Origin of the sequence: Endozoicomonas sp. NE40, assembly GCF_040549045.1 — a bacterium.
Classification (GTDB): Bacteria; Pseudomonadota; Gammaproteobacteria; order Pseudomonadales; family Endozoicomonadaceae; genus Endozoicomonas_A; species Endozoicomonas_A lisbonensis.
This window is the reverse complement of sequence record NZ_JBEWTB010000002.1, coordinates 2,033,536-2,052,126: the sequence shown is the minus strand read 5'-3', so window position 1 is coordinate 2,052,126 and position 18,591 is coordinate 2,033,536. Positions and strand designations below refer to the sequence as shown.

The following is an 18,591-nucleotide window of genomic DNA, read 5'->3' as shown; positions in this document are numbered from 1 at the left end:
TACTCGTCATTCCGTCTTGCCCAGCAGTCCAAAATAACTTGCTCATGGTCATATTTAGAAGGCGGAATTGGTATAAGCCCCCGAGACAGCGGGGGCCAGCCTTTCATCAAACGATCAGGATTTTGGTTCAGACTTGTAGTCGAAGCGTTCGGACCACTCTTTCAGAACCTTGTTACGACCTGTTGCCATGGCGTTGAAGTCCATACTGACCATAGAGCTTTCAACATCCGGGTAGTTTGGAACGTCTTTGGAGACTTCCTTGTGTCCCACCACGGCATAAGCTTCAACGTACTGCTGGTTAGCCTGAAGCGTCAGGGACCAGTCAACCAGACGCTGTGCAGCCTCTTTATTTGAAGTGCCGCTGACCAGACCTACCGATTCTACGTCCCAGCCAATACCACCTTCTGGCAGAATCAGATCCAGGGGGGCCCCCTGGGATTTCAGCTGAGCGCCACGAATCGCCTGGGAAATACCAATCGCCACTTCACCCATGGCAGCCTGAACGCAGGGCTTGGAACCGGAATGGGTATACTGGGCAATGTTGTTGTGCAGTCTGGTCATGTAATTCCAGCCCTGCTCTTCACCTTTGCTTTGCAGCCAGGCCGATACCTGCATGTAACCGGTGCCGGATGAAGCCGGGTTAGGCATGGATATCTTGCCCTGATAAACCGGGTCCAGCAGGTCTTCCCAGGATGTTGGTTTTGGCAGGTTCTGGGCTTTGGCAACCGCTTCGTTAAAGCAGACAGCATTGAAGAATGCCTGGTTTCCGAACCACGCCTGATTCGCTTCCGGGTCGTTCAGTTCGGCTTTGATGTCATTTAGCCCTTTTGGTGTGTAAGCAGCCAGCACTCCTTCGTTTTTCAGCAGCGCCATGCTGGAACCTGCCAGCCCCCAGACCACATCGGCACGATTGTTGTCTTTTTCTGCCAGCAGTTTCGCAGTCATGATACCGGTAGAGTCACGTACCCAGCGAATACTGATGTCCGGGTTTTCTTTTTCAAAGGCGTTTTTGTAGCGTGCCAGCAGGTCAGTTTCGAATGCGGTGTAGACGGTCAGTTCAACAGGCTTTGCAGCGAGTACAGCAGAGCTGATCAGCGAGGTGGCTGCAAGAGCCAGAGCGGTCAGAGACTTTTTCATTGGAGGTTTTCCTCAGATCGAATGCTTTAAAAACTTCAAGTACTTACAGCCAACTGGTACAGACCAGATTTTGATATTGATCTTAGGGAAGGAATATGACCGAAATGTGACACTTGCATTTCAGTGCTGTTAATTTTGCCGGAAATTGAATAGGAGTGTGAAAGAGTAGACGGAAAAACAGGGTGTGGAAATACTAGCGAATGCGTAAACCCCGGGTTAATGGTTTTGATGTGAGGTATTACCAGGGTAATCCCGGAAGGTCCAGGTGATCCTGATCCTGATTCGGAATCCTCAGAGGCGTATTTGCGCCATTCACTGTGCGTATGCTGTGTATTGTATCCGGATACCAGTCCTGTAATGGAAAGTATTTCGTAGACACCTCGACCGTGACATTCTGGTTAGCCGCAAGGGCGTCTTCCGCAAACTTGCATCCTTCTTCCGTGTATATATTCAGATGATTTATATTGGGCTTTTTTTCATGGATAGTTCTTGTCTTCGTTCTGTATTGTGGTTGTCCTTTCTGATCTGAACCAGTGTATACCCGATCGTAAACATACTTCTTCTCAATTTTCTCTCCCCCTTCGTGTAAATCCGCAGTGCAAAGCTTTGATCCGAATGATCCCCATCGAAATACCCTGACAAATTTTCCCGAGCGAACACTAACGCCATAACTGCCAAATCCGATGTAACTTTCATCTTTGTAGAAATTGCCATAGCTGTTAAAAGAGTCGCTTTGTGTGAAGTTGGACACATCGGACACATCGGTAGCAAAAGCACTTGCTCCATAAAAAAGCCACATGTAAGGGGCTGAGAGCGGAATGGGGCTGACATAATGAAGGATCACTTGTTTATTGGGTGGCGTATTAACCAGTTTGTTGTATATCGGATTCAGTTTGTCCTTAACAGAAAACTGAAACTGTTTGGTTGGGTAGAATCGATCGAGTGATATACCGCCACCCAGTAAAAAATTTATAACTACAGGTTTAATAAAAAAACCTGATATTTCGACCCTGCTCAGTTGACCAATAACCATCCCTTCCTGATGATAGCCAGTATCACGTCCTAAAACCGGAGACGATAAAGCGGGAGGTGAAAGAAATAATACAAGCACCATTATTATTAAGCAGTGGGAGTTGATTTTATCAGACCAAACCTGACCTGATGTCCATTTGCAAAGGTTGAATAATATGCGCCAGACGGAAAAGACAAAAAGATTCCGAATCATTATCTGACTCCAATTACAGAGGTTAATTATTACTAAGCAAAAGGACTATAGAAATGAATATTTGGAGGCGGCATAGCGAAGTATGTTTCGTTCATACTCAGTTCATTGCAAAGTATGTTTCGTTCATATTCAGTTCATTATTGATTTTCAGAGCAATGGTTCTGACTTAATACTTCATCCCTGAAATATTAAGGTTTCCCAGAAAGAAAATTAAAAGAGCATGATTCTATTTGTATTGAGCAGCACTGAATGACCTACTTCCGGGCCTGGGCGGTGATTACAATGGCGTCCTGTCGCCAGTACTCAAAGTCACAATCAATGAGGCGTTTTTTCTTGTCGTGATTGATCCGGGTAACCAGTAAACCTGAACTGCCGGAAGTTACCTTCAGATGGGTAGCGGCTTCGTCATGAATGCCGACAGGGTACAGTCGAAAGTTTACTTTACTGTAGCGGGTGCTGTAGTGAGTACGGTAAATATCTGACAGTGGCTGCTGTAAATCCTGATCCAGTAAACCCGGGAAATACTCCGGATTAATGTAATTCTCAACATACAACACTGTTCGCTGATCAACCAGGCGCAGACGCTGGACACGATAAACCGGTGTTAGCGGAGGGAGTTGCAGAAGCTTTTGTATTTTCGTTGTGGCTGGTACCAGAGCGGCACTGATTAAACGGGTTTCAGGCATTCTGCCCTGACCTTTAACCATGGTGTGGAAGTTGGTGTTTACGGTTGGGTCGTAAACAATACGCTCGGGAGAGACAAACCAGCCACGGCGGTCTTCACGATACACCATGCCATCGGCTTCCAGTGATGACAACGCTTCCCGAAGAGTTACACGGGTGGTACCAAAGCTTTCGCTCAGTTGCCGTTCCGGGGGGAGCTTGGTGCCTGCTGGCAGAGCGCCGCTTTCTATCTGTTCGCACAGGGCGGATCGAATGATCTGGTACTGGTTTCTTCCCTGGCCCATCGTTCACGTCTCGCTGTTAGTTCGATGTTCGGGGATAAACCCCGGACAAATAATATACCTGAAATTGAGTAAAAATCAGCCTATTCCAGCCGGCTGGTCCAGTCGGGCAAGAAGAAAGAGGCATCATAGTAACCCAGTTATTGTTTTCTGGTATAGACCATTTTAGGCATAACAGTGTGACAGTTATGCTACAGATGTATGGCTGGGAGTATTTCGAAAACGATCCGTTGAATTATGAACTTTTTGTGAAGATTGGCTTAACCGGGTTTACAGACAAACCGCACAATTTCATTATTTTAAATACTTGGTCTATACCATAACCAATCATTCTATAAACAAGTCAATCTGTGAGGAACAGGCTGTGGCGATCACAACCGACCTGGAAAACCCTTATCTGTTGTTAACCCCCGGACCTCTGTCGACTTCCCGAACCGTTCGTGAAGCCATGTTACGCGACTGGTGTACCTGGGATGATGATTACAATCTGGATGTGGTTCAGAAGATTCGGACACAGCTGGTTGAGCTGGCGACCAAAGATCCGGGCTACACATCGGTATTGATGCAGGGGAGTGGTACTGCGTCCGTAGAAGCTACGATTGGTACAGCCATTGGCGATGATGGTCGTTTACTGGTGGTGAATAATGGTGCTTATGGCGCCCGAATTGCCGAGATTGCGGACTATCTGAATATCAGTCACACGGTTCTCGATTGTGGTGAAACCCAGTTGCCGTCTGCGGCTGTTATTGATGAATTACTGACCAGTGACCCATCCATTACCCATGTTGCCATGGTGCATTGTGAAACGACCACCGGCATGCTCAATCCGGTTGAAGAAGTGGTTCAGGTCGTTAAACGACACAAGCGCATTGTTATTATTGACGCCATGAGCAGCTTTGGTGGTGTGCCGATGGATGTTGCTGAACTGGGTATTGATTATCTCATCAGCTCTGCCAACAAATGTATTCAGGGCGTGCCGGGCTTTGGTTTTGTGATTGCCCGTGAGGAACAGCTTAAGCAATGCAAAGGGCAGGCTCGTTCCCTGTCTCTGGATTTGTATGCTCAGTGGGACTGTATGGAAGTGAACAGCGGCAAGTGGCGGTTTACTTCACCGACTCATACGGTGCGGGCTTTCGCTCAGGCTTTGCAGGAACTGTTGCAGGAAGGCGGAGTTGAAGCCCGCTATGAACGTTACCGAAAAAACCAGAACCGACTGGTGCAGGGGATGGAAGAGCTTGGCTTTAAGTGCTTGCTGGAAAAAGACATGCACTCTCCGTTTATCACTTCTTTCTATTCTCCGGAGCATGAAGATTACAACTTCCGTCGTTTTTATAGCTTGCTGAAAGAGAAAGGCTTTGTGATTTATCCGGGCAAAGTGTCTCATGCTGACTGCTTCCGCATTGGCAATATTGGTGAAGTTTATCCCGACGATATTGCACGACTGATCAATGCTATCAGTGAAAGCATGTACTGGGAGCATAAGTCCTGATGATGGCTGAGAAGCACCTTAATCAGCAACACCTTCATGAGCAACGCCTCAGTGCAGAGGGTGATATCAATACAACGGCTGAACGCAGGCGCTGGCAGGATGCTATTGATCATCAGCCGACCCTGAACCTGCTGGAAGAGGATGCCCGGTATTTTTTGCATCAGTCCATGTCGACTCCCTGTCTGGATGTTCTGAGCAAGGCCGATGGCATCTACATTGAGGATGATCGTGGTCATCGTTACATGGATTTCCATGGTAACAATGTGCATCAGCTGGGCTATGGACACCCTTATGTGGTTCAGAAAATAAAAGATCAGCTGGATACCCTGCCATTTTCGCCCCGTCGTTTTACCAACCAGACGGCCGTGGACTGTGCAAAGAAGCTGGCAGAGATCTGCCCGGATGATTTGAACCGGGTGCTGTTTGCCCCCGGCGGTACATCGGTGGTGGGCATAGCGCTTAAGCTGGCTCGGGTTGTGACAGGCAACCACAAAGTGGTGTCTCTGTGGGACTCTTTCCATGGGGCTTCCCTTGATGCCATCGGTGTTGGTGGTGAAGCCTGTTTCCGTGAAGGTATGGGGCCGCTGACACCCGGGGTTGAACGTATTCCACCGGCGGTCAGTTATCGTGGCGTCTGGCCGGGAGAGGACGGTTCCGACGTACATTATGCCGACTATCTGGAATATGTGATTGAGAAAGAAGGCGGTGTAGGGGCGTTTATTGCTGAGACGGTTCGTAACACCGATGTGCAGGTACCCAGCCAGGCGTACTGGAAACGGGTTCGTGAAATCTGTGACAGGCATAATGTCCTGCTGATTATTGATGAAATCCCTAACGGTATGGGACGGAGTGGTGAGTGGTTCACTTTCCAGCGTTATGGAATAACGCCCGATATTTTGTGCATTGGTAAAGGTCTCGGCGGTGGTATCGTTCCCATGGCTGCCATGATTACCAGCGACAAGTTTAATGTTGCCGGGAATATCTCGCTGGGTCATTACACCCATGAAAAAAGTCCTGTGGGTTGTGCGGCAGCGCTGGCGACAATGGAAGTGATCGAGCAGGACAACCTTCTGGACAAGGTAAAAGACGATGAACGTTATGTTCGTGACCGTCTGGAAACCATGAAAGACAGGTATGATCTGATTGGTGATGTCCGTGGTATCGGGCTGCTCTGGGGCATAGAGCTGGTGATCTGTCGTGACAATAAAACCCGGGCAAGGGAAGAAGCTGAAAAGGTTTTATACCGTTGTCTGGAGCTGGGTATGAGTTTCAAGATTTCCCAGGGCAATGTGCTGCAGTTGAGCCCGCCTCTGGTGATTTCCAGAAAAGAATTGAGCCGTGCGCTCGATATTGTTGAACAGGCTATTTCTGAAGTCATTGAAGGTAAGGAGTTACATCATGAGTCATAAGATTGAAGCGGTTATTCTGGATTGGGCAGGCACTGTCGTAGATTTTGGTTCCTGGGCGCCGACGTCTATTTTTGTGGAGGCGTTTAAACAGGCTTACGATTTTGATGTCAGCCTTGAAGAGGCTCGTGTTCCCATGGGGCTGGGCAAGTGGGATCACATCAAAACGCTGGGGCAGTTGCCAGAAGTGGCAGAACGCTGGTTGAATCAGTTTGGCCGCCCCATGGCAGACAAAGATGTGGACGATATTTACAGTGCCTTTATGCCGTTGCAGAAAGCCAAAGTGACCGCTTTCTCTGACCCTATTCCGGGTGCGTTGGAAGCGCTGGATCATTTGCGGGCTGATAATGTGAAAATCGGTTCCTGCTCTGGCTATCCAAGAGAAGTCATGGATGTTTTGATTCCTGCAGCAGAAGCAAAAGGTTACAAGCCTGATGTCGTGGTTGCCAGTGATGATCTGGCGGCAGGCGCTCGCCCTGGCCCGTGGATGGCTCTGCATAATGTGATTGAGCTGGGTGTTAATAACGTTAGCCGTTGTGTCAAAGTGGACGATTCTGCACCGGGTATCACGGAAGGCCTGAATGCCGGGATGTGGACTGTTGGTTTGACACTGTCAGGTAATGAAGCAGGCATGACTCTGGACGAGTACCTGGCGGCTTCGGAAGCGGTTAAAGAAGGAAAGCGGCGAGTGGCTGAAGACAAACTGTTGTCTGCCGGTGCGCATTATGCGATCGACACCATTGCTGACCTTCCTGCTGTGATTGCCCAGATCGAGCAGCGCATTGCCAACGGTGAAAAGCCATAAGGCTGTTTATATCATCGTCATTCCTGCGCAGGCGGGAATGGCGGTCGTCAGCGCAAGCCACCATTACACCGGTTATAATCCTGTGAAATAATTCGCAAATTTGGATTGTGGGAAGTAGCCATGAAGTTTTTGGTGGTCGAAGACGATGACCTGTTGCGTCACCACATCAGCTATCAGCTGGGGAGCGAGGATTATCGTGTGCATACAGCACCTGACGCCAAAGAGGCGTTATTCCTGGTTGATCAGTACCCTCTGGATGCTGCCATAGTTGATCTTGGTCTGCCCGGCATGGATGGGTTGGACCTGATCCGCAAACTGAGGGAACAGGGAAAAACGTTCCCGATTCTCATTCTGACTGCCCGGGGTAACTGGCAGGATAAAGTGTCTGGTCTGGAAGCCGGGGCTGACGACTATCTGGTTAAACCGTTCCAGTTTGAAGAGCTCAAGGCACGGCTGAATGCCCTGATTCGTCGTTCATCCGGCTTCAGTCAGCCGAAAATAAAGGCCGGCCACTTCACCCTGGATCTCTCCAGACGCCAGGTCTGGGCAGGGGATGAGCTTATGGAGCTAACGGCCTATGAGTATAAGATTCTGGAATATCTGATGCGTCATGGTCAGCAGGTGGTATCCAAGCGACAACTGGTGGATGAGTTGTATGACGATGAAGGTCGGGACTCTAATGTGCTGGAAGTGCTGGTAGGGCGTTTGCGTAAAAAGCTTGAATCAACAGGCGCTAAAAACCCTATTGATACCATACGTGGCCAGGGTTATCTGTTTAATTTAACCTGCTCATGACCTGTTCAGCCAAAGAGCGGTCGATGAAACATTCCTTACGTCTTCGTGTCCTTATGGCTTCCGGGCTGATTTTGCTGATCAGTGTGGGGCTGATTGTGTTTTCAGTGATGAAGTCGTTTGAAAAGGTGCAGTTTGACCTGATCAAGAAAGAGCTTGCAGTAGGGACTAACGTTCTTTTAACGGCTGCCAGCATTGTGGATCAGCAGCTGGTTATGCCGCACCTGATGCCGGATGAACGTTTTAATCAGGTTGAGTCGGAAGTATTGGGTCTGGTGCTGGACAGGAAAGGGGCCGTATTGTGGCGTTCTCACTCGTCGCTGGATGAGATTCTTTATTACTCCGTTCAGTTTAATGAAAAAGCGATGGATTTTTCCCGTTACTCCGGACCTGAAGGCAGCTATTTTTTATACGATGTTGATGTTCTGCTGGATGGTGTGCCGCTGACATTTCTGACCATGATTCCTGCAACGGAATATGAAGAAATGTTTGTGGCCTTCAGGAGCAACCTGCTGATTTACCTGTCTCTGACTGCCCTGCTGATGATGATTGTGCTCTGGTACGGGATGCACTGGTCACTGATTCCGGTCAGGAAACTGGCTGATAACCTTCAGCGAATTGAATCAGGCCATACCAGTCGGCTGGAAGGCGTTTATTCCCGGGAGCTGGTCGCCCTGACCGATGCATTGAACCAGCTGTTAAATAATGAGCGCCAGCAACGGGAACGCTATCGTGATGCCATGGCCGACCTGGCGCATAGTTTGAAAACACCTCTTGCGGTACTGCAAAGCGTTCAGCACAGCCAGACCATGCAGAAAAATACAGGGTACGAAGAGGTCGGACTCATCATTAAAGAACAGGTTCATCGCATGAACCAGATCATCAGCTATCAGTTGCAGAGGGCTGTAACACGGCAGCGGGGGCTGGTGAAACACCAGGCCGATGTGGCTGTTACGGTTGGACGTATCAGCCGGACGCTGGACAAAGTGTACTATGACAAGCAGGTTGAGTTGAGTACTGATATTGAAGTGGGCATACAGTTTTCTGCTGAAGAACAGGACGTGATGGAAGTGCTGGGCAACCTTCTGGAAAATGCTTACAGGCTTTGCCTTCAACAGGTGCGGGTCTGTTCGCAGACAGTATCCATGGATGGAAAATGCTGGGTTTTGTGTCAGGTTGAAGATGATGGTGCAGGTGTACCGGAAAATCGCAGAGAGGATATTCTCAAGCGAGGTGTCAGGGCTGACAGCCGCACAAAAGGACAGGGGATCGGGCTGGCAGTCGCAATGGATATTATTGACAGTTACGATGGCACGCTAACTATTGGTGACTCTGAACTGGGCGGAGCTTCTTTCAGGCTTATGCTTCCGATATGAACCCGGCATGACCCCTTCACCCTGCAAATGGTTTTACCTATAATGCGTGGTTCGTCCGGAGGGGAGCAACGATTCCCCTTCCATTGAACACGTCTCAGACTTTCCTCGAATGAGTAACCCATGACAAAGACCAAAGTATTAACTGGTATTACGACGACAGGCATTCCGCACCTGGGTAACTATGTAGGCGCTATTAAACCGGCTATTGAGGAAAGCTGGCGTGATGATATTCAGTCCTACTATTTCATGGCTGATTATCATGCCATGGTAAAAGGCCGTGATCCAAAACGAATCCATGAATCCGGTATGCACAATGCTGCGACATGGTTGGCCTTAGGGCTGGATACTGATCGGGCGACCTTCTATCGTCAGTCCGACGTTCCTGAGATCATGGAGTTGAACTGGATTCTCAGCTGCATGACCGCCAAGGGGCTGATGAATCGCGCTCATGCTTATAAAGCCGCTGTTCAGCAGAATGTAGCTGACGAGCAGAATGACCCGGATTTTGGCATTACCATGGGCCTGTTCAGCTACCCGGTGCTGATGGCTGCCGATATCCTGATATTCAATGCCCACAAGGTTCCTGTTGGTCAGGATCAGGTTCAGCATCTGGAGATGGCTCGCGATATTGCCAAGCGTATGAACCACAACTACAAAACCAGATTTGTGTTGCCTGAGGCTGTTGTCGGTGAAGAAACTGCTATTCTCAACGGCCTTGATGGCCGCAAGATGAGCAAAAGCTATGACAACACCATTCCTCTGTTCGTTCCAGAGAAAAAGTTGTTAAAACTGATTCGCAAAATCAAGACCAACTCCCTGGAGCCGGGTGAGCCAAAAGATCCGTCCACCTGTACCCTGTTCCAGATTTTCTCAGCTTTTGCGACGGAAGAAGAGGCTCTGGCGAAGAAAGCTCAGTATGAAGCAGGCGCTGGCTGGGGTGATCTGAAAAATGAACTGTTTGAGTACCTGGATGAGAAGCTGAAAGAGCCTCGTGTACGTTATAACGAACTGCTTCAGGATCCAGCCTTTATCGAAGCCGAGCTGCGCAAAGGTGCTGAAAAAGCCCGTGCAGAAGCGGCACCATTCCTGAAGCATATTCGTCAGGCTGTTGGTATTAAAGGATTTGCTTAATTTTCTTGTGGAAAGGGCTGACAAGCAGATAGCTTCTCAGCCCCCTTTTAATGATTATTCTTTTGGAAATTCACACTCTAAAAAATAATCAGAGCTATAGCTTCCTGAGAGCTTTAATCCACCTTTGAGAAGATTGCAGTTATTTAAATCGATTTCTACATACCGATCGTGACCTCGATTTATTTTCATACACTTGGCACTATACGTCATTTTTTCAAGGTCAGCTTGCACGTTAGAGCAAGTGGCATATGCAACATTAAGTAAGTTTGATTGCTGTTTGTGTTTTATTTCTAATAGATTATAAGCTGTTATTAAATCAAGGTAGTTAACGGTTTTGTGAGCGATATCGATCATTGCTTGATTAAGTACTCCAAAGGGTAAGAAACCAGCATTTAAGGCTTCTTTTTTAAACACTACGTTCGGTGTTAAAAGCACTTTTTCATATTGATATTCGTCAGCATATAAAACTGTTTTGGCAAATTCACCACCTTCACTTTCTACTTTCATTGTTATTTTACTGTTATCTGTAGAGCTTGTAATTGTAGATTGGTAGGATATGGCTTTGTTGTCCTTGTTTCTTTTTAATTCAGCTTGGGATTCTACGAAGTTGTCAATGAAAACGGCGTCTTCAACGAATTGATCGTCTGTGTTGTAGTCAAAATTCTCAATGGACTGTTTAACCTTATCAGCGATAAATGCAAAAATATCAGTAAGCTTTAATTCTGTTTGTTTTGAGTCTAAACCTGTTTTGTCTAAGACGAAATTGAAAAAGCTGGTTTTTTCTGTGTCTTTTAGAATTTTGCTGATTGCTTCTTTGTGTCCGGCACTCAAAAACATCAAGCCATTACCTTCCTGGTTTCTATGTTGTTTTTTGATGCATTTGAAATCATTTATCAATGTATAAGGTGGTATCTGACAAACTTGATAATGAATAATGTTGTTGACAGTTTTACTGCCAACTTTCTTATCTTTTTGGGGGATATGGGCGACAAAAACCACCAGGTTGCCAGCGTTTGGATTTTTTTGCTGGATTTGATCAATGAGTTCTGCCAGTTGAGACAGGCCAAGTCTGGCCATCGGGTTGCCTTGAGTGAAGCTGAAGCCTTCTCCAAAAGGCGTTTTCTTTGAATCTTTTTCTGAGATCTTATTCAGAATATCTTCGGCAAAGCCTGTTGGTTTGCTGGTATCAAGATATTTTGTGTAGTCTGAAATTTTATGCTCACTTTTGGTCAGGATCATAAGTCCGTTATTTTTACTTGCTTTTGGTGCAACTAAAGCATTTGTAGATTCATCTACGCTTTCTGTTTCGCTTTCTTTTTTGCAACTAGTACTACTGCATTGATTATTGCCCAAGCCTGTTTGTAGAAGCTTTGTATAGGTTTTTAAGGCTTCAACTGAAAACTTTGAAAGTTTATAATAGGTCGCTTCTGGCCAATCTTTCCCATCGGGGTTTTTGTCATAAGATATATCAATGTCCATTGTTGTACCTCTGGGCATTCTCCAGTGGTGTTTATGCTTGTATTTCCTGATGAACATTGGGTCTATTGTATTCGGCAGTTTCTTCTCCAGTATTGGAATGTAGTCATAACTGTCATCGTGTTTTTGAGAAAGCTCATCAGAGCAGAAAACTGTTGTAGGCAGAAGTAAGGTGGAAAAGAAAAAAAATATAAACCGCTGCATGATGTAATTCCTTAGGTTTTTTTGGGTTATATGTTTTTAGCAGATCTGGGCGGTTGCTTTAACTGCATCATTGTTCAAGCTAAAATAGATGACTTTTTTGGGAATGCTAATTTAAATTCAATATTTTTTATGTACTTTGGTTCTACTTATTATGTGAGGTGCTGGCTTTTTTGTGTGGATAAGTATCAGGCGTTATAAATACTTGTGTTGTAACGCTAAGGTTTTCAAAGGGAGGATTGGCGAATTCCAACTCTATAAAGGATGCTTTCCAGCCTTTTTTTTGAGGAGTGATTGAGGCTTTTATGCGACAAGCGTTGTCGCATTTTACTGCAAGCTCTTTAGCGCTAAAGGGTTTTACAGCAGGGTTGTCTGGTGTTAAACGAAAATCTCTGGCTTCCGGGTTAACGGCACTCCAGAGCTTTGCGCTTTTTGGTGGAATGGTGCTGGTTACTTTCAGGTCATTGCCTTTTAAGCTCCAGTAAACAGATGGCATCGGACGCTGCTCTACGACAGAGCCATAAAAAGAAGCAAGTGTGTCGGTGATCAGCTTGTTGTCCATGCTGGCAATATAATGGCGGGCATTAGGGAGCGCTCTTAGCCATTTGTCGCCTTTAAGGGTGCTGAAATAATGGCGGCTGGCATCCGGCAGGAAAAAGTCGTCGTTAGCTGCTGAGACAATGTATTTAGGCAGCTTGAGTTGCTGTACATAATAGATGGGGTCTACGACCTGCATCAGCTGAGTTAATGGTTCTGAATGCAGTCCGGCTAAAATTTTGTGGTAATCCTTAACCGCAGGTGCCCAGCGGCCATAGCTTTTGTAATGATGGTCCATGACTGTTTGCAGGTTCAGAACGTCAATCACCATGGGAGCCACTGCAATAACCCTGTTATCCATTGCGGCTGTCAGCCATGCTGCCCAGCCCCGTTTGGACAGGCCGGATAATACGAACTGATTGATTTTCAGCTTACGCTTTCCCATGAACGCCTGCACTGTGTCCATTGCACGTTGAGTTGCTTTTACCATGGGTAACGTGAGTGGCATAAAGGCATTCTCACCCGGGTCTTTCAGGAATTCTTCCCATGTGTAAGCCACCAGAGCGTCTTCTCTTAAAGGTTTGCTGTCTGAAAACTGCAGGTACTGGTTGGGAACATCTTTCAAATCGACAACAACCGACTGGCTGAGTGCCGCGATATAGGCAAAGTCCAGATCGTTATTGGGGGACTGTTTTACGGTTAATGGCTCATCGTTTTCAGAGTAAAGCCTGCCGCCGTTTATGAACAGCAATGCGCTGTCGTGGACAACTTTTTCAGGCTGGTAAACGGTGATTCTATGGAGCCATACAGGGTGGTTGACGGAATCCTTGCGGCCAACAGGCCAGCGCTGTGACCTCATTTCGATGCTATGAGCTGTGATCGTCTTTTTTTTGTCTGCAACGGTAATCGTCTGTTCAGAGGTTTCTGTTGCCTGCCAGTGATAATGGTTATCCGGCTTTTGCAGGTAGCAGGGAAGTATGTGCCGGGGGTGTTGTTTCAGGTGTTTGGCGGAACAATCGTTCTGTGGGGTTTTAAGGTGGTTGTTTGCCACTGCTGCTGTAAAACAGGAAAAAAAGCTCAGGGCAAGCAGCCATGAAAGAGATAATAACGGTAACAGGGCGGGTCGTTTTGTCATGATGGCTGCACGGGTTGTTGTTTTATGACAGGTACAAACTAGTCTAGTTGCTCCTGCCTCACAGCATGGGCTGGAAAAAGGATAGAATATAAAACAGAAGTCATCAGGCATGAGTAATGAGAATGAAGATAGTATCCGGCATGGTAATGCTGTTGCTGAGTTTAACGCTTTCAGGTTGTTCTGTGTTCAGGGGGGCTTCGGAGCCAATGGAAAAAATCCAGTTTGACCTGAACAAGCTGGATGCCCGGGGTCTGTATGGTCAGCCGGATGGTCTGCTGGCGCTCAGTTACGAATTCTGTATTCCTGATAACATTGATTATGTGACTGAAGTGATGGCGATTGACCCCACCGTCGTGGTTTACAAACAGTCACCGGGGCGTATTGGCTGTACGGAAAAGGAATATCTTTGTATTGGCAATACAGCAACCGATGACTATCTTGAAATACTGCAGAGCCTGTCAAAGCTGAAATACGTAAAAGAAATCAGGGAAGCCTTTTTTGAATAAGCAGGCTAACGGACATCCCTCCGACAATGTCTGGCTGGTTTTTCTTTATCCAGTGCAGAGGGTGAATGGGCTGAACTAACAGTATTTTTACATACGGGGTATTGATTTGCCGCAGTTTACTGCCCATGATTCGGCTTAATAGGGGTGTGTCAGCCATTTCGGATGACACAGCTTGGAGACCAGACCAACTGCATAAATACTTCGCTATGGAATGTCTAAAGCGGTTGCAGAAGGCTGGAGGGAGAGGAGAGTAGGATGATTGAAATTCTGGAAATGCCTGCAGACTTCATAGTGGGCATAAGGGTATCTGGCAAAATTGAAAAGGACGATATTCTTCCTCTGATTGACTATATGAAACCGAAGTTCGACCAGCACAGTAAACTGTCTGTTTATGTCGAAGTGGAGTCCTGGGAAGGAATAACGGTTTCAGCTTTGTGGGAAGACATGAAGTTTGGGTTGCCACACTTGAAAGCTATTAAGAAAAAAGCAGTTGTTACTGACCGGCAATGGCTGAGCCGGGTGACTGAGTGGGCTGATATGCTGTTCCCGGGCATCAAGGCTGAGCCATTTGGTCTGCAACAAAAAGAGCAGGCGCTGCACTGGTTGATGAACTGAACCGACCACCTTGTTGACAAACACCGGTCACCCGCCCTGTGGCGAGTTCAACCCATGACTACTTTACTCATGACTACTTTACTCATGACTATAGTAATGGGAAGTAGTTAAGGAACTCAGACAGGACGGGGATATGTTTTTACAAGGATTAATCTCTACAGTACTCCTGGGTGTCGTTACCATGACGTACACCCTGAACGGACATGCAAAAACTATCTACAAGTGTCAGGTAAATGGCACCGTACAGTTTTCTGAAGAAAAGTGTGGCGCAGACGCCAGACCGGTCGAATTGAAAGGCATGGCTGCCCCGCTGCAACCGGTTGATATGAAGAAGCTGAAGGCGCTGGAAGCCAGTGAGCGCGTTCGGGTTTTGCAAAGTCGGATTGACCTCAGGCAAAAGCGTATTAACCAGTACCGCAAACGTATGGACAATGAGATCAGGGCTCTGGAAAAAAGCTTTAAGGCTGAAGCGAATAAATCTGGAAAAAGCACACTGAAAAACAGCCTTAAAAATAAAGAGCTGGTGACACAGGTCAAGCGCATTTCTGATACCTCGGAACTGACTGCCAAAGGAAGCCTTTCAGAGCAGATAAACTCGGTCGTACTCCACTATCAGGCATTGATAAAAGCGGAAGATATTCAGATTAACATCCTTCTACAACAGCTGGCTTTTGAGCGTAGTAAAGAGACTGGTCGGTAATTGAACGATACCCTGACTGGAGCAATCACTCAGGATATGATGTGCAATGAAAAAGTTATACGGCTACCGAACAGCAGATCAGGTTTCTCTTAGAGCGGATGGCAGCCCCATAAGGGGGGCCTGTGCAGGAGCTGTATGTTTATGGTTGCGCGAACGCGTTCATGGACAACCACTGATGGTTCCACCCGATCTGGCGACAGCTGCTGCATTACAGCAAATGTTTACCGACATGGCACACTTGCGGCATCAACAGGTAGATGCGTCAATATCCATCACTTACAAACTACACGCCATAGGCCTGCAGACAAATGAAGAATTCGGTACCAAAAAGATCGTTGATTTATGTGGCCATGTACGCCACAAACCAGGATTATATTACCTGTCTGTGTCTTTTTTAAGAAGGGGTGTGAGGGGGCTGCACGCTATCGGGCTACAAATTCAACAGAATAAAGGGTATTACCTGTTCAACCCGGATGAAGGGCTCCTTGAGCTTTCTTTTGGTGAACTTGTTGATTACTTAGTGCTTCACTATGGGAGTGAAGGCCAGTTCATAGCCATAAGGTTATGCGGGAATGAAGGCCAGTTCGCAGCCGCAGGGTCATCCTGATTTCAGCTTTCGCATCCGGCTGAGTGACATGGTTGCAAGGAGAAGGTATTAGGTTCAATATCTGCAACTATGAAAGCCGTTGTAAAAATACTTGATGCCAGAACTCAGCAGGGTCGGTGTCCCCGATGGCATCAAAAAAGTGGTTCTCTTTACTGGCTTGATGTTGCAGGGCAGAGCCTGAATGCCTGGCAGGCTGAGTATGACCGCTCCCAGACACTCCTGTTACCGGAACCCTCCGGTTGCTTTTCTTTTTTCTCCTCAAACAGTCAATGCCCTGACAGCATTATTCTGGCATCGGCTTCTGGTTTTTTTCAGATCGACTCCTTGTCATCTGGCCTGAATTCAGGAAGCAAGGTCTCCAGACTGAATCGGGTGTCGGGCGACTTGATTAAAAGCAATTTGCTTGATGGCCGTTGTGATGCGGCTGGTCGCTTCTGGGTTGGTAGTACCAATTTTTATGGCCGTCAGGCAGAGTCATGGCTTTATTCATTAGATGCTACTTTACAACTGGAGCAGAAAGCGGGACCAGTGATGGCAGCCAGCAGCATTGCGTTCAGCCCTGACTCAGGCACTATCTACTATGCGGACTCTGCGGAACACGTTATTTATGCCTGTGAGTATGACCTTGAAGAAGGAGTACTGGCAAACCGTCGTGTTTTTCACCGTTTCCCTTTTGGTAAAGGGATGCCCGCCGGAGCAGCGGTTGATAGTGACGGGGGCTTCTGGGTGGCAATGTTTGCAGGAGAAAAAATTGTACGCCTGTCACCGGGTGGCGTTATGGTTGAAGAGGTTCATTTGCCTGTTAAGTATCCTACGACAGTGGCGTTCGGAGGCGAAGCCAATACTACACTGTTTATCACTTCATGCAGGCAGGCCTGTTCGAGCGAAGAGCTTGAACAATATCCGGATTCGGGTGGGATCTTTGCGATTGAGACAGGTGTAATGGGTATGACGGAGTACAGCTATTCAGCCTGAGTCAGCCTGAGAAGGTAATAACAGACGATAAAAGGGTAGAGAATGCGCAACCAGCTAGATCAGTTAAAAAGTATGACCAAAGTGGTCGCAGACACCGGAGATATTGATGCGATCAAACACTACAAACCGGTGGATGCTACCACGAACCCATCGCTCATCCTGAAGGCTGCCGAACTACCGGCATACAACGAGCTATTTTCAGACGCACTTGAATATGGACGACAGTCTGCTGGCGATATCAGCACACAGTCGAAGCTCGCCTGCGACTGGCTGGCCGTTGCGATAGGAAAAGAGATACAGGGTGTTGTGCCAGGTGTAGTGTCGACAGAAGTCGACGCCCGTCTTTCATTTAACACTCAGGCCACTATAGAAAAAGCCCGTCGTCTGTCTGAAATGTACCGTCAACAGGGTGCTGACAGTAACCGGCTGTTGATAAAAATAGCATCAACCTGGGAAGGCATAAGAGCGGCAGAAATACTTGAGCAGGAAGGTATACGCTGCAACCTGACCCTGTTGTTCAGTTTTGCCCAGGCGCAGGCCTGCGCAGAAGCAGGTGCTTATCTGATCTCACCTTTTGTGGGGCGCATTCTCGACTGGTATAAACAATCTGAAGGTCGTGACTATGCCGGGGCGGAAGACCCGGGGGTTGTGTCCGTATCCCGAATATTCAATTACTACAAGCAACACGGCTATAAAACCACCGTGATGGGAGCCAGCTTCCGTAATACCGGAGAAATTCGTGAGCTTGCAGGTTGTGACTGCCTCACCATAGGGCCGTCACTGCTGGAAGAGCTGGAAAATACTGAACAGCCTCTGAAGCAGAAACTGCATGCAGAAAAGCCTGTATCCGATGAACCCAGGGTGACTCTGGATGAAACGACCTTCCGCTGGTTAATGAATGAAGACGCCATGGCAACGGAAAAACTGGCAGAAGGCATTCGTAAGTTTGCAAAGGATCAGGTGAAGCTGGAACAGCTGATTGCCCGGCAGCTATAGAACTTCAGAAATATACACCCCTCCCTGAAATCATATTGCCGGAGGGGAATTCTGATTAATTCCTGTTACTTTTAGCAGCCATAGTCAGTCGGGAAATACAGGTCAGGCTGCCCTGTTCATCCTCAATGCGAATCTCCCAGACCTGAGTGCTGCGACCAAGGTGAATCGGGCGGGCGGTTCCTGTCACTTTGCCTGATGTTGCAGACTTCAGGTGATTGGCATTAATTTCCAGACCGACACAATACTGATTGTGTTCGCAGGCAAGGTTGGCTGCAATACTACCGAGGGTTTCAGCCAGAACCACATTGGCTCCGCCATGCAGCAGACCCATGGGTTGCACGGTACGTTTATCAACAGGCAGGGTGCCGACAAGATAGTCATCACCAATAGCCGTAATTTCAATACCAACATGCTCACACATGCTGTCTTTTAACTGATTATTTAATAATTCCAGTGTTGGAGACTTGTTCCAGATAGCCATTGGTCTGCCCGATGTGAATAACAGCGACCAATATAA

Annotated in this window: 18 protein-coding genes; 12 read left to right on the top strand and 6 right to left on the bottom strand. The window is 47.3% G+C overall.

From position 1 onward, the window contains the following. Positions 1-114: 114 nt before the first annotated feature. The 3 genes from V5J35_RS10250 to V5J35_RS10240 all read right to left on the bottom strand — a co-directional run bounded on the left by V5J35_RS10250 (position 115) and on the right by V5J35_RS10240 (position 3,330). Positions 115-1,137: a putative 2-aminoethylphosphonate ABC transporter substrate-binding protein gene (locus tag V5J35_RS10250; protein ID WP_354011129.1), complete on the bottom strand. Its 1,023-nt coding sequence runs from the start codon at positions 1,135-1,137 to the stop codon at positions 115-117. 238 nt (positions 1,138-1,375) lie between these two features. Continuing rightward, positions 1,376-2,170, bottom strand: coding sequence for a hypothetical protein (locus tag V5J35_RS10245; RefSeq protein WP_354016332.1), 795 nt, complete (start codon positions 2,168-2,170; stop codon positions 1,376-1,378). 446 nt (positions 2,171-2,616) lie between these two features. Beyond that, on the bottom strand, positions 2,617-3,330 hold the full coding sequence (locus V5J35_RS10240) for a UTRA domain-containing protein (protein WP_354011127.1): 714 nt from the start codon (positions 3,328-3,330) through the stop codon (positions 2,617-2,619). A gap of 361 nt (positions 3,331-3,691) precedes the next feature. On the opposite strand from V5J35_RS10240, the gene phnW reads away from it, so the two are divergent. The 6 genes from phnW (at position 3,692) to trpS (ending at position 10,326) form a co-directional block, all read left to right on the top strand. Then, positions 3,692-4,816, top strand: coding sequence for a 2-aminoethylphosphonate--pyruvate transaminase (gene phnW / locus V5J35_RS10235; RefSeq protein ID WP_354011126.1), 1,125 nt, complete (start codon positions 3,692-3,694; stop codon positions 4,814-4,816). Then, positions 4,816-6,225: an aspartate aminotransferase family protein gene (locus tag V5J35_RS10230; protein ID WP_354011125.1), complete on the top strand. Its 1,410-nt coding sequence runs from the start codon at positions 4,816-4,818 to the stop codon at positions 6,223-6,225. The genes phnW and V5J35_RS10230 overlap by 1 nt, the downstream gene beginning before the upstream one ends. After that, positions 6,215-7,027: a phosphonoacetaldehyde hydrolase gene (gene phnX, locus V5J35_RS10225; RefSeq protein ID WP_354011124.1), complete on the top strand. Its 813-nt coding sequence runs from the start codon at positions 6,215-6,217 to the stop codon at positions 7,025-7,027. The genes V5J35_RS10230 and phnX overlap by 11 nt, the downstream gene beginning before the upstream one ends. Positions 7,028-7,147: 120 nt before the next feature. Further along, positions 7,148-7,822: a response regulator transcription factor gene (locus tag V5J35_RS10220; RefSeq protein WP_354011123.1), complete on the top strand. Its 675-nt coding sequence runs from the start codon at positions 7,148-7,150 to the stop codon at positions 7,820-7,822. Between the two features lie 23 nt (positions 7,823-7,845). Then, positions 7,846-9,195, top strand: a complete 1,350-nt coding sequence (locus V5J35_RS10215) for an ATP-binding protein (RefSeq protein WP_354011122.1) — start codon at positions 7,846-7,848, stop codon at positions 9,193-9,195. Between the two features lie 120 nt (positions 9,196-9,315). Continuing rightward, positions 9,316-10,326 carry a tryptophan--tRNA ligase gene (gene trpS, locus V5J35_RS10210; protein WP_354011121.1) on the top strand — a complete coding sequence of 337 codons (1,011 nt, stop codon included), beginning with the start codon at positions 9,316-9,318 and terminating at the stop codon, positions 10,324-10,326. 54 nt (positions 10,327-10,380) lie between these two features. Here the strand turns inward: trpS and V5J35_RS10205 are convergent, their stop codons facing one another. Together V5J35_RS10205 and V5J35_RS10200 are read right to left on the bottom strand one after the other, a co-directional pair. Further along, positions 10,381-12,006 (bottom strand): hypothetical protein, encoded by a 1,626-nt coding sequence (locus V5J35_RS10205; protein ID WP_354011120.1) that lies wholly within the window; start codon positions 12,004-12,006, stop codon positions 10,381-10,383. 142 nt (positions 12,007-12,148) lie between these two features. Further along, a complete protein-coding gene (locus V5J35_RS10200) occupies positions 12,149-13,675 on the bottom strand; it encodes a PhoPQ-activated pathogenicity-related family protein (RefSeq protein ID WP_354016331.1) in 1,527 nt (508 codons plus the stop codon). A 116-nt stretch (positions 13,676-13,791) separates the two neighbouring features. On the opposite strand from V5J35_RS10200, the gene V5J35_RS10195 reads away from it, so the two are divergent. The 6 genes from V5J35_RS10195 (at position 13,792) to tal (ending at position 18,074) form a co-directional block, all read left to right on the top strand. Next, a complete protein-coding gene (locus V5J35_RS10195) occupies positions 13,792-14,181 on the top strand; it encodes a YdgH/BhsA/McbA family protein (RefSeq protein ID WP_354011118.1) in 390 nt (129 codons plus the stop codon). Positions 14,182-14,436: 255 nt separating this feature from the next. After that, a complete protein-coding gene (locus tag V5J35_RS10190; protein WP_354011117.1) occupies positions 14,437-14,796 on the top strand; it encodes a SpoIIAA family protein in 360 nt (119 codons plus the stop codon). A gap of 133 nt (positions 14,797-14,929) precedes the next feature. Further along, positions 14,930-15,496: a hypothetical protein gene (locus V5J35_RS10185; protein WP_354011116.1), complete on the top strand. Its 567-nt coding sequence runs from the start codon at positions 14,930-14,932 to the stop codon at positions 15,494-15,496. Positions 15,497-15,542: 46 nt separating this feature from the next. Beyond that, the gene (locus tag V5J35_RS10180; RefSeq protein WP_354011115.1) at positions 15,543-16,103 is read left to right on the top strand and encodes a hypothetical protein; all 561 of its coding nucleotides are present in this window, start codon (positions 15,543-15,545) and stop codon (positions 16,101-16,103) included. A 69-nt stretch (positions 16,104-16,172) separates the two neighbouring features. Next, the gene (locus V5J35_RS10175) at positions 16,173-17,078 is read left to right on the top strand and encodes an SMP-30/gluconolactonase/LRE family protein (protein WP_354011114.1); all 906 of its coding nucleotides are present in this window, start codon (positions 16,173-16,175) and stop codon (positions 17,076-17,078) included. Between the two features lie 42 nt (positions 17,079-17,120). Then, a complete protein-coding gene (gene tal / locus V5J35_RS10170) occupies positions 17,121-18,074 on the top strand; it encodes a transaldolase (RefSeq protein ID WP_354011113.1) in 954 nt (317 codons plus the stop codon). 55 nt (positions 18,075-18,129) lie between these two features. Here the strand turns inward: tal and V5J35_RS10165 are convergent, their stop codons facing one another. Continuing rightward, entirely contained in the window at positions 18,130-18,555 is a 426-nt protein-coding gene (locus V5J35_RS10165) for a hotdog fold thioesterase (RefSeq protein ID WP_354011112.1), read from the bottom strand. Positions 18,556-18,591: the final 36 nt, after the last annotated feature.